At 53.6% G+C, this 12,037-nt stretch carries 7 protein-coding genes; 5 read left to right on the top strand and 2 right to left on the bottom strand.

Annotated features, from left to right (window positions below; all coding sequences use genetic code 11):
• Positions 1-306: 306 nt before the first annotated feature.
• The 4 genes from rplM to sspB all read left to right on the top strand — a co-directional run bounded on the left by rplM (position 307) and on the right by sspB (position 2,617).
• Positions 307-735 carry a 50S ribosomal protein L13 gene (gene rplM / locus ACM615_RS16575; RefSeq protein WP_013577239.1) on the top strand — a complete coding sequence of 143 codons (429 nt, stop codon included), beginning with the start codon at positions 307-309 and terminating at the stop codon, positions 733-735.
• A 16-nt stretch (positions 736-751) separates the two neighbouring features.
• Positions 752-1,144: a 30S ribosomal protein S9 gene (gene rpsI / locus ACM615_RS16570; protein WP_013577238.1), complete on the top strand. Its 393-nt coding sequence runs from the start codon at positions 752-754 to the stop codon at positions 1,142-1,144.
• 333 nt (positions 1,145-1,477) lie between these two features.
• A complete protein-coding gene (gene sspA / locus ACM615_RS16565) occupies positions 1,478-2,119 on the top strand; it encodes a stringent starvation protein SspA (RefSeq protein ID WP_112288384.1) in 642 nt (213 codons plus the stop codon).
• Positions 2,120-2,122: 3 nt separating this feature from the next.
• The gene (gene sspB, locus ACM615_RS16560; RefSeq protein WP_013577236.1) at positions 2,123-2,617 is read left to right on the top strand and encodes a ClpXP protease specificity-enhancing factor; all 495 of its coding nucleotides are present in this window, start codon (positions 2,123-2,125) and stop codon (positions 2,615-2,617) included.
• Between the two features lie 161 nt (positions 2,618-2,778).
• On the opposite strand, the gene ACM615_RS16555 is transcribed toward sspB, so the two are convergent.
• Together ACM615_RS16555 and gltB are read right to left on the bottom strand one after the other, a co-directional pair.
• Positions 2,779-4,197 carry a glutamate synthase small subunit gene (locus ACM615_RS16555; RefSeq protein ID WP_095924435.1) on the bottom strand — a complete coding sequence of 473 codons (1,419 nt, stop codon included), beginning with the start codon at positions 4,195-4,197 and terminating at the stop codon, positions 2,779-2,781.
• Positions 4,198-4,206: 9 nt separating this feature from the next.
• Positions 4,207-8,664, bottom strand: coding sequence for a glutamate synthase large subunit (gene gltB / locus ACM615_RS16550; protein WP_431012201.1), 4,458 nt, complete (start codon positions 8,662-8,664; stop codon positions 4,207-4,209).
• An 870-nt stretch (positions 8,665-9,534) separates the two neighbouring features.
• Here gltB and arcB point away from each other — a divergent pair.
• Positions 9,535-11,874, top strand: a complete 2,340-nt coding sequence (gene arcB / locus ACM615_RS16545) for an aerobic respiration two-component sensor histidine kinase ArcB (protein WP_113876732.1) — start codon at positions 9,535-9,537, stop codon at positions 11,872-11,874.
• The last annotated feature ends 163 nt before the right edge of the window (positions 11,875-12,037 follow it).

The following is a 12,037-nucleotide window of genomic DNA, read 5'->3' as shown; positions in this document are numbered from 1 at the left end:
ACACGCAGTACATCCTGCATGGCGAACCCTTCTGCTGTCGTGAAGGAAATCTTCCTTTTCGTCGAAAAAGGGTTCGATCTTTGCAGGAGACTTCTCTATAATCTTGCGACCCCACGTTACTACAAAGTTTTTTTCCCGAAACTTTATAAGTGCCAGCATTGGCTATTCGAAGGGGTAGGTTTGCTGGACGATGGTCGTGTGAACCTCCAATACTTATTTTATAAACCTGGGTTCTTATGTGGTTTATAAAAACATATAGGCGTTTGGGTGTTCGCCAACGTGTAACTTTAATTGGGTAAGCTTTTAATGAAAACTTTTACAGCTAAACCGGAAACCGTACAACGTGACTGGTTCGTAGTTGACGCTACCGGCAAGACCTTAGGTCGCCTGGCCACTGAACTGGCTCGCCGTCTGCGTGGCAAACATAAAGCGGAATACACTCCGCACGTTGATACTGGTGATTACATCATCGTTCTGAACGCAGAAAAAGTTGCTGTAACCGGCAACAAGCGTAACGACAAGATTTATTACCATCACACCGGCCACATCGGTGGTATCAAGCAAGCGACCTTTGAAGAGATGATCGCTCGCCGTCCTGAACGCGTGATCGAACTCGCGGTTAAAGGCATGTTGCCAAAGGGCCCGCTGGGTCGTGCAATGTACCGCAAAATGAAAGTTTACGCGGGTAACGAGCACACTCATGCGGCGCAACAACCGCAAGTTCTTGACATTTAATTCGGGATTATAGGCAATGGCTGAAAATCAATACTACGGCACTGGTCGCCGCAAAAGCTCCGCCGCTCGTGTTTTCATCAAACCGGGTAGTGGTAACATCGTAATTAACCAGCGTAGCCTGGAACAGTACTTTGGTCGTGAAACTGCCCGCATGGTAGTTCGTCAACCACTGGAACTGGTCGACATGGTTGAGAAATTCGACCTGTACATCACCGTTAAAGGTGGTGGTATCTCCGGTCAAGCTGGTGCTATCCGTCACGGTATTACCCGTGCACTGATGGAATATGACGAAAATCTTCGTGGCGAACTGCGTAAAGCTGGCTTCGTTACTCGTGATGCTCGTCAGGTTGAACGTAAGAAAGTCGGTCTGCGTAAAGCACGTCGTCGTCCTCAGTTCTCCAAACGTTAATTTTCTGCTGCTTTGCAGCTCAGTGCTTCGGCACGAAAATCAGCGTCAAAAACCCGGTGCTTCACCGGGTTTTTTTATGCCTTTTTTTCAGCAATCGCAGGCGAAATGATCTCCTGACACACAATTCCCCACGAAATCGTCTCACCGTCCACCACAGCCCGCGTAAAATCTGGTAAACTATCACACACTTTTGTGCCTATTCGCCGAGCAGTTGACGTTGCCGCGCTTCCTGGCTGGGTTCGCCTTGCCGATGGTTGTCTATGAAACTACGGGACAAAAACTGCAGGCTGGCGATAACTCGCTGTAATATTCTAGATAAACTTGGAGGTTTTCATGGCTGTCGCTGCCAACAAACGTTCGGTAATGACGCTGTTTTCCGGCCCGACCGACATTTTTAGCCATCAAGTACGTATCGTACTGGCGGAAAAAGGTGTCAGTGTCGAGATCGAGCAGGTTGAGATGGATCACCTGCCGCAGGATCTTATTGACCTCAACCCTTACCGCACTGTACCGACGCTGGTTGATCGTGAGCTGACCCTGTTCGAATCCCGCATCATCATGGAATATCTTGATGAGCGTTTCCCGCATCCACCGCTGATGCCGGTTTATCCGGTTGCCCGTGGTGAGAGCCGTCTGATGATGCACCGCATCGAAAACGACTGGTATTCGCTGATGCGTCAGGTCGAGCAAGGTTCTGCGACTGAAGCGGACGCTGCGCGTAAGCAACTGCGTGAAGAGCTGCTGGCGATTGCGCCAATCTTCTCGTACATGCCTTACTTCAAAAGCGAAGAGTTCAGCCTGGTCGATTGCTACCTGGCTCCGCTGCTGTGGCGTTTGCCAGAGCTGGGCATTGAGCTGTCAGGTGCTGGTTCTAAAGAGCTGAAAGGCTATATGACCCGCGTCTTCGAACGTGATGCTTTCCTGGCTTCCCTGACCGAAGCAGAGCGCGAAATGCGTTTGCATACCCGAGGCTAAGGTATGGAGATGACCGACATGTCTCCGCGTCGCCCCTATCTGCTGCGGGCTTTTTATGACTGGTTGCTCGACAACCAGTTAACCCCGCATCTGGTGGTTGACGTGACGATGCCTGGCGTGATGGTGCCGATGGAGTTTGCGCGTGACGGACAAATCGTTCTGAACGTTGCGCCGCGCGCTGTCGGCAATCTCGAACTGGGTAACGATGATGTACGCTTTAACGCCCGTTTTGGCGGCGTGCCGCGTAACGTATTTGTACCGATCGCTGCCGTTCTGGCGATTTACGCCCGTGAAAACGGTGCCGGTACCATGTTCGAACCTGAACCTGCTTATGAAGCTGAAGGCGCCTTTGATGGCGACCTGAGCGCGGATGAGCCGACAGAGCCGACCATGTCAGTCATTGATGGCGATTTGCCGGATGTGGCTGAAGAAGATCCGGATGATGAGCCGCCGACTCCGCCACGCGGTGGTCGCCCGGCATTGCGTGTTGTGAAATAACAACCCGACTCAGCCCGGTTTCATGCTTAAACCCTGCGATATTCGCGGGGTTTTTTATTGCCCTGAATTCATGGGCCTCTCATTTCGCCTGTACTGATTGCGTTCGGTTAAAAAAAACGGGGCTGCCATCGCTGGCAGCCCCATTTTTACGACAGACCGGATCAGACTTCGAGGAAGTTCATGATGCCTTCTGCTGCCTTACGGCCTTCGGCAATCGCCGTGACGACCAGATCGGAACCGCGAACCGCATCGCCTCCGGCGAAGATTTTCGGGTTGCTGGTCTGGAAGGCGTTATCGCTGCCTTCAGGGGCTACGATACGTCCCTGCGTGTCCAGCTCGACGTCATGGGCTGCCAGCCATTCCATTTTATGTGGGCGGAAACCAAACGCCATCACTACAGCATCCGCTTCCATCACATGCTCGGAACCCGCCACGATTTCTGCACGACGGCGGCCATGTGCATCCGGAGCGCCCAGCTCGGTACGCGCCATACGCACGCCACATACGCGGCCTGAATCGTTCAGTTCAATGCTCAGCGGTTGCAGGTTGAATTTGAAATCCACACCTTCTTCGCGCGCATTCTTCACTTCACGACGCGAGCCCGGCATGTTCTCTTCATCACGACGGTACGCACAGGTCACATGGGTTGCGCCCTGACGAATTGACGTACGCACGCAGTCCATTGCGGTATCACCACCGCCCAGCACCACGACGCGTTTCTTGTCCATCGTCACGTAAGGCTCTTCCTGGCTGTCATCATAGCCCATCAGCTGCTTGGTGTTAGCGATGAGGAACGGCAGGGCATCGTACACGCCCGGCGCATCTTCGTTCGCCAGACCACCGCGCATGGACTGATAAGTGCCAACGCCGAGGAATACAGAATCGTATTCCGCCAGCAGCGCATCAATGGTGATGTCTTTGCCGACTTCGGTATTGAGCTGGAACTCGATACCCATCTCAGTGAAGATTTCGCGACGCTTGGTCATCACTGATTTTTCCAGCTTGAAGGCCGGAATACCGAAAGTCAGCAGGCCGCCGATTTCCGGATGGCGATCGTAAACCACCGCTTTCACACCGTTACGGGTCAGCACGTCCGCACAAGCCAGACCTGCCGGACCTGCACCGATGATCGCTACACGTTTGCCGGTTGGCTGCACGTGAGACATATCCGGACGCCAGCCCATCTCGATGGCTTTGTCGTTGATGTAGCGCTCGATATTACCGATGGTCACCGCACCGAACTCATCGTTCAGGGTGCAGGAACCTTCGCACAGACGGTCCTGCGGGCAAACGCGTCCGCAGACTTCCGGCAGGCTGTTGGTCTGGTGCGCGAGGTCGGCGGCTTCCATGATGCGACCTTCGTTCGCCAGTTTCAGCCAGTTTGGAATGTAGTTGTGAACCGGGCATTTCCATTCGCAGTAAGGGTTACCACAGGACAAACAGCGGTCTGCCTGAGATGCGGCCTGAGTTGCTGAGAACGGCTCGTAAATTTCCACAAACTCAATTTTACGGATCTTCAGCGCTTTTTTCGGCGGATCAACACGCTGTAAGTCGACAAATTGATAAACGTTTTGACTCATCTTAACCTCTTACTGCGCTTGTACCCGCAGCTCAGCTGCGGAACGACTACGGTGACCCAACAATGCTTTGACATCACTGGACTTCGGTTTTACCAGGGCAAATTTAGGCGCCCATTCCGGCCAGTTCGCCAAAATCTCTTCACCACGGGTCGATGCGGTCAACTGTACGTGTTCGATGATCAAACCGCGCAGATGCTCTTCATGGATAGCCAGTTCGGCCACTTCCAGGACTTCAACCAGTTCCGGGTTAACACGTTTGCGGAATTCGCCGTCTTCATCAAGAACGTAAGCGAAACCGCCGGTCATGCCTGCGCCAAAGTTGACGCCGGTACGACCCAGCACACACACAATGCCGCCGGTCATGTATTCACAACCATTATCGCCAATGCCTTCGACGACAGTGATCGCACCGGAGTTACGCACTGCGAAGCGTTCACCTGCACGACCCGCTGCAAACAACTTACCGCCGGTTGCGCCGTACAGACAGGTGTTACCGATGATGCTGGCTTCGTGGCTGCGGAACGCTGAACCGATTGGCGGACGGATGGCAATGCGGCCACCGGCCATGCCTTTGCCCACGTAGTCGTTCGCGTCGCCGGTCAGCATTAAATCGACGCCGCCTGCGTTCCAGACGCCGAAGCTCTGGCCCGCGGTACCGTTGAAGTTAATACGCACCGGATCAGCCGCCATGCCTTGATCGCCATGTTTCTCAGCAATTGCACCTGACAACATTGCACCCACAGAGCGGTCAGTGTTGCGGATATCAAAGTAGAACGCTTTGCTCTGCTTAGAATCGATGTGCGGCGCGGCCTGTTCCAGAATGTCTTTGTTAAGCTGACCCTTGTCGAACGCCGGGTTGCTTTCGGTGCAGTACACCGCTTTGCCTTCATGCGGCGTGGCAGTCGCCAGCATCGCAGAAAGGTCGAGATTGTTTTGCTTGGCGGTGAAACCGTCCAGCTCAGTCAGCAAATCGGTGCGACCAATCAGATCCACCAGCTGGCTGACGCCCAGTTCGGCCATGATTTCACGGGTTTCCTGCGTGATGAACTTGAAGTAGTTCACTACGCGTTCTGGCAGGCCGTGATAATGGTTGCGACGCAGTTTGTCGTCCTGAGTTGCCACGCCGGTTGCGCAGTTGTTCAGGTGACAAATACGCAGGTATTTACAACCCAGCGCCACCATTGGGCCGGTACCGAAACCGAAGCTTTCTGCACCCAGAATCGCGGCCTTGATGATGTCGAGACCCGTTTTCAGACCGCCATCCACCTGCAGACGGATTTTGTGACGCAGGCCGTTGGCGACCAGTGCCTGTTGTGTTTCCACCAGACCCAGTTCCCACGGACAACCGGCATATTTCACGGAAGACAGCGGACTTGCGCCGGTGCCGCCATCGTAGCCGGCAATAGTGATGAGATCCGCATAGGCTTTCGCCACACCGACCGCGATAGTGCCGACGCCCGGTTCAGACACCAGTTTCACCGAAATCATGGCTTTCGGGTTGACCTGTTTCAGGTCGAAAATCAGCTGTGCCAGATCCTCGATAGAATAAATATCGTGGTGCGGAGGTGGAGAAATCAGGGTCACGCCCGGCACGGAATAACGCAGTTTCGCGATGTACGGCGTCACTTTGTCACCCGGCAACTGACCACCTTCGCCTGGTTTTGCACCCTGTGCGACTTTAATCTGAATAACGTCAGCATTCACCAGATACGCCGGTGTCACGCCGAAACGACCGGAAGCCACCTGTTTGATACGGGACACTTTATTGGTGCCGTAACGCGCAGGATCTTCGCCGCCTTCGCCGGAGTTAGAGCGTCCGCCGATGCTGTTCATCGCTTCAGCCAGAGACTCATGCGCTTCCGGGCTTAACGCACCGATAGACATCGCTGCGGTATCGAAACGGGTATACAAACCTTCCGCCGGTTCAACCTGATCCACAGGGATTGGCTGACCTTTTGGTGTCACTTTCAGCAGGTCACGCAGTGTGGCAACCGGACGTTCGTTAACCAGTTTGGCGTACTTTTTGTAATCGTCGTAATCACCACTGTTCACTGCGGCTTGCAGGGTAGTGACCACGTCCGGGTTATAGGAGTGATATTCGCCGCCGTGGACAAATTTCAGCAGGCCGCCCTGATCCAGTGTTTTGCGTTTCAGCCACGCACGTTTGGACAGGTTCAGCAAATCCTGTTCGAAATCGCTGTAACCGGCACCGCCGATACGGCTGACCACGCCGTTGAAACAGGTGTTGCACAGATCCTTCGCCAGACCGACCGCTTCAAACAGTTTTGAGCAGCGGTAAGAGGCGACGGTTGAGATGCCCATTTTGGACATGATCTTGTACAGACCTTTGTTGATGCCGTTACGGTAGTTCAGCATCACTTCACGGTATTTCTTCTCGATAACCTGCGTATCGACCAGTTTGGCCAGCGTCTCGTAGGCCAGATACGGGTAAACCGCGGTCGCACCGAAACCAATCAGTACGGCGAAATGGTGCGGGTCGCGTGCACTGGCGGTTTCAACAATGATGTTGGCATCGCAGCGCAGGCTTTTCTCTACCAGACGCAGTTGCAGCGCGCCGACGGCCATTGGCGCAGGCAGCGGCAGACGGTTCGGCGCGATATTGCGGTCAGACAGCACCAGCAGAACCGCGCCGTTACGCACTTTCTGTTCGCCTTCGTCACAGAGTTTCTGGACGAATTGCTCCATGTTTTGTTCGCTCGGATCGTAAGTCAGATCCAGCGTTTCAGCGCGATAGTGTTTGCTGTCGAGCGTGGTGAGCTGTTTAAAGTCAGACCACAGCAGAATTGGCGATTTAAAGCTCAGACGGTGCGCCTGACCTTCGGCTTCGCAGAACACGTTCATCTCGCGGCCAATGCTGGTCGCCAGAGACATCACGTGCGCTTCACGCAGCGGATCGATTGGCGGGTTGGTGACCTGCGCAAACTGCTGACGGAAGTAGTCATATACAATACGCGGACGGCTGGAAAGCACGGCGAACGGCGTGTCGTCGCCCATTGAACCGACGGCTTCCTGACCGTTTTCACCCAGTACGCGGATGATCTGATCGAGTTCTTCGCTGCTATAGCCGAACTGTTTCTGGAACGTTTCCAGTAACGAGTCTTCCATCTCGCGGCTGCCGACCTGATCTTCCGGCAGGTCTTCGAACGGCACCAGACGCTGAACGTTTTTCTCCATCCATTGCTTATAAGGATGGCGGCCTTTCAGGTCGTTATCGGTTTCCGCGGAGTGGTGGATCTTGCCGCTGCGGGTGTCGATCACCATCAGTTCGCCCGGTCCGACGCGGCCTTTTTCGACCACTTCGTCCGGCTGATAATCCCAGATCCCGACTTCGGACGCACAGGTGATCAGCTTATCTTTGGTGATGACATAACGCGCAGGGCGCAGACCGTTACGGTCGAGGTTACAGGCGGCGTAACGGCCGTCTGACATCACGATACCGGCCGGACCGTCCCAAGGCTCCATGTGCATGGAGTTAAAGTCGAAGAACGCCCGCAGGTCATCGTCCATATCCGGGTTTTGCTGCCAGGCTGGCGGTACCAGTAAACGCATCGCGCGCAGCAAATCCATCCCGCCGGCCAGGAAAAGTTCCAGCATGTTATCCAGCGAGCTGGAATCCGAACCGGTTTCGTTGACGAAAGGCGATGCGTCCTGCAAATCGGGGATCAGCGGCGTTTTAAATTTGTATGCACGGGCACGCGCCCACTGACGGTTACCGGTGATGGTGTTGATTTCACCGTTGTGCGCCAGATAGCGGAAAGGTTGAGCCAGTTGCCAGCGCGGAACCGTGTTGGTTGAAAAACGTTGGTGGAACAGGCAGATGGCTGATTCCAGACGCAGGTCGGCCAGATCTAAATAGAAACGTGGCAGATCCGCAGGCATACACAGGCCTTTATAGATCGTGACCACGTTGGAGAAACTGCACACATAGAAGTCTTTATCCTGAATGCGTTTCTCAATGCGGCGGCGCGCCATATACAGGCGGCGCTCCATGTCACGCGGACGCCAACCGGCAGGCGCGTTGACAAAAATTTGTTCGATACGAGGCAGGGAGGAAAGCGCGATTTCACCGAGTACGTCCGGATTGGTCGGAACGTCACGCCAGCCCACCACGGACAGCGTCTCGTTTTGCAATTCTTCTTCTACAATGCGGCGGCTCGCCTCAGCTTCTTTTTCATCTTTGCTGAGGAACAACATGCCCACGGCGTAGTTTTTCGCCAGACGCCAGCCACGTTCTTCGGCAATCATGCGGAAGAAGCGATCAGGTTTCTGTAAATGAAGGCCACAGCCGTCGCCGGTCTTGCCGTCAGCAAGGATCGCGCCACGGTGTTGCATACGGGCCAGTGCATGAATTGCAGTACGCACGACCTTATGGCTAGGTTCGCCTTCTATATGGGCGATCAGGCCGAAACCACAGTTGTCCCTCTCTTGGGATTTATCGTACAACATAACGTGAACCTCCCCAGGCTCTGCGAGACTCTCACACCAATCGCGAGCGGTCTTATTCACAGAGTTTGTCCGCAATTTCGCGCACTCTTGCGGTGCGTTGATTGCCCGGACATCTCCGTCAAAGGCCTCTCGTGATGGTTCTCACAAGTGGTGGTTGACTTGTTTTAATGAGGGAGTCTTCAATTACTGCATAAATATGACGAGTTGCTCACCCGTCGAGATTGCTTCCAGCGGACTCCCAACTTAGCGAGAAAGCCCCATCAGGTCAAATGGCGAATTAACTTATATTAAAAGTGATATAAAAGAGTTTAACTCATTGATATATAAAAATTAGATTGCCTTTTTAATGGCATTATATCGGTGTGGTAAAGCGTGCAAAGTGTGAGCTGACTCACTATAGGAAAAGCTTCAGATCTCCGCACCGTGCTGGCAGGTGCTTAATTACCAGTATTTTATACTGGAAAACACTGCGGGCATGCGGTTTGTCACTGTTTTTAACGTGACAGTAATAATGTGTATGAGCGGGGTTTGTAATAAGAATTATTCATATTGCCGGGAATGACTTTATTTGCAGTAATAATGAATAGTTATGCCTGCGCGAAAAGCGCCGAGAAGGAAAGAATTCGGAGGATTAAAGGAAAAGATGTTAGCCACAGGGCATTTGGCGACTTTATCAGCCTGATAAAGCCGGCCGATATTAATAATATCACCCTGCAAAATAGTCAATAACTCTGCCCTTATTTCCTGCATTGCACCATGACCAGCCCTTGTACGGTGCATCTCACAAACTTCACGCTCAATGATGACCCGCCATCACGCCGGGTAGGTTTTGCGGTATGATTCAGGCGTCTTCGTTTTAAGGGAACCGTTATGAAGCAAATCCGGGTTTTAGCGCAGTATTATGTCGATCTGATGGTCAAGCTGGGGCTGGTGAGATTCTCACTGCTGCTGGCGTCTGCGCTGGTGGTGCTGGCGATGATTGTCCAGATGGCCGTCACCATGCTCCTGCGCGGGCAGGTGGAAAGTATCGACGTCGTTCGTTCCATCTTCTTTGGTTTGCTGATCACGCCCTGGGCAGTCTACTTCCTGTCGGTGGTGGTCGAGCAGCTCGAAGAGTCGCGTCAGCGTTTAGCGCGTCTGGTGGATAAGCTGGAAGAGATGCGTCACCGCGACCTCGAACTGAATCAGCAGCTCAAAGACAACATTACCCAACTGAATCAGGAAATCGCCGACCGTGTGAAAGCGGAAGAAGCGCGTCTGGCAGTGGTCGATAAGCTGAAACTGGAAATGCACCACCGCGAACAGGCGCAGATCGAACTGAGCCAGCAATCTGCATTATTACGCTCTTTCCTCGATGCCTCACCAGATCTGGTGTATTACCGCAACGAAGACAAAGAATTCTCCGGCTGTAACCGGGCGATGGAACTGCTGACCGGTAAAAGCGAGAAGCAGCTGGTCGGCCTCACCCCTAACGACGTCTATACTCCGGACATCGCCGAGAAAGTGGTCGAAACCGACGAGAAGGTATTCCGTCACAACGTTTCCCTGACGTACGAACAATGGCTGGTCTATCCGGACGGGCGTAAAGCCTGCTTTGAACTGCGCAAAGTGCCGTTCTATGACCGTATCGGTAAACGACATGGCCTGATGGGCTTTGGACGCGATATTACCGAGCGTAAGCGCTATCAGGATGCGTTAGAGAATGCCAGCCGTGAGAAGACCACCTTTATCTCCACGATCAGCCACGAGCTGCGTACGCCGCTTAACGGCATTGTCGGGCTGAGCCGCATTCTGCTCGATACCGAGCTGGACAAAGAACAGCACAGCTATCTGAAAACGATTCACGTCAGTGCGATCACCCTCGGCAATATCTTCAACGACATTATCGAAATGGACAAAATCGAGCGCCGCAAAGTGCAGCTCGATAATCAGCCGGTGGATTTCACGGAATTCCTGTCAGATTTGGAAAACCTCTCCGGTCTGCTGGCGCAGCCGAAAGGGCTGAAGTTTGTGATGGAACCGGATCTGCCGTTGCCGCGCAGCATCACCACGGATGGCACGCGCCTGCGCCAGATCTTGTGGAACCTGATCGGCAATGCCGTCAAGTTCACCCGTGAAGGCGAAATTGTCCTGAGCGTCCATTACGAGCCGAACGATATGCTGCGTTTTGTGGTGCGCGATTCCGGGATGGGGATCCCGCAGGACGAGCAGGACAAAATTTTCGCCATGTATTATCAGGTGAAAGATCAGAACGGCGGCAAACCGGCGACCGGTACGGGCATCGGGCTGGCGGTATCCAAACGTCTGGCGCAGACGATGGGCGGCGATATTACTGTCAGCAGCGTGCCGGGTCAGGGCTCCAGCTTCACGCTCACCGTGCGAGCGCCTAAACTGGATGCACCGGCAGAACAGGTGGACGAAGAAGAAGATATGCCACTCCCGGCGCTGCATGTGCTGCTGGTGGAAGATATCGAGCTGAACGTCATCGTGGCGCGTTCGGTTCTGGAAAAACTGGGCAACAGCGTGGAAGTGGCCATGAACGGGCACGATGCGCTGGAGATGTTCGATCCTGACGAGTTTGATCTGGTCTTGCTGGATATTCAGTTGCCGGACATGACCGGTCTGGATATCGCCCGTACGTTACGCACCGATTACGCCGGTAAGCATCTGCCGCCGCTGATTGCGCTGACGGCGAACGTGCTGAAAGACAAAAAAGAATACCTTGATGCAGGAATGGACGATGTGCTGAGCAAGCCGCTGTCTGTTTCCGCACTGACTGCGATGATCCAGCAGTTTTGGGATCATCAGCCTGAAGTTTCCGTTTCTGAAAAGGAGCCTGTAGTGATGAAAGACAGTGAATCGTTGCTTGATACTGCCATGCTTGAGCAGTACATCGATCTGGTTGGCGCGAAACTGATTTATCAGAGTGCAGATATGTTTGAAAAGATGATGCCGGGTTATCTCGCGGTTCTCGATTCAAACATGACGGCGCGCGACCAAAAAGGCATTGCAGAGGAAGGGCACAAAATCAAAGGCGCTGCGGGTTCCGTTGGCCTGAAGCATTTACAGCAACTGGCGCAACAGATTCAGACCCCGACGCTGCCGGCTTGGTGGGATAACGTACAGGAATGGATTGATGAGCTGAAGGCCGAGTGGCGCAATGACATCAAAGTGTTACGCGACTGGACGGCAAACGCTGAAAAAAAATAACCCCAGCCGAGGCCGGGGTGCGCGAATACTGCGCCAACACCAGGGAAAGAGGTAACCCACGATAGTTTTTAGGGTTCGGTTTTCGCAGGTCTTGGAATTCAGTCTTAAAGTCTAATACATCCTGTAGCAATCAACATAACAAATATAAGCAGAACTGTTACAA

This window comes from Rahnella sp. PAMC25617 (assembly GCF_050606005.1).
In the GTDB taxonomy this organism is placed as follows: domain Bacteria; phylum Pseudomonadota; class Gammaproteobacteria; order Enterobacterales; family Enterobacteriaceae; genus Rahnella; species Rahnella variigena.
This window is presented reverse-complemented; position numbering and strand designations above follow the sequence as displayed.

What these genes read in the sequence shown, in the direction of transcription:
- sspB (WP_013577236.1), top strand. Translation starts at nt 2,123, where the DNA reads ATGGAGATGACCGACATGTCTCCGCGTCGCCCCTATCTGCTGCGGGCT.
- rplM (WP_013577239.1), top strand. Translation starts at nt 307, where the DNA reads ATGAAAACTTTTACAGCTAAACCGGAAACCGTACAACGTGACTGGTTC.
- gltB (WP_431012201.1), bottom strand. Translation starts at nt 8,664, where the DNA reads ATGTTGTACGATAAATCCCAAGAGAGGGACAACTGTGGTTTCGGCCTG.
- sspA (WP_112288384.1), top strand. Translation starts at nt 1,478, where the DNA reads ATGGCTGTCGCTGCCAACAAACGTTCGGTAATGACGCTGTTTTCCGGC.
- rpsI (WP_013577238.1), top strand. Translation starts at nt 752, where the DNA reads ATGGCTGAAAATCAATACTACGGCACTGGTCGCCGCAAAAGCTCCGCC.
- arcB (WP_113876732.1), top strand. Translation starts at nt 9,535, where the DNA reads ATGAAGCAAATCCGGGTTTTAGCGCAGTATTATGTCGATCTGATGGTC.
- ACM615_RS16555 (WP_095924435.1), bottom strand. Translation starts at nt 4,197, where the DNA reads ATGAGTCAAAACGTTTATCAATTTGTCGACTTACAGCGTGTTGATCCG.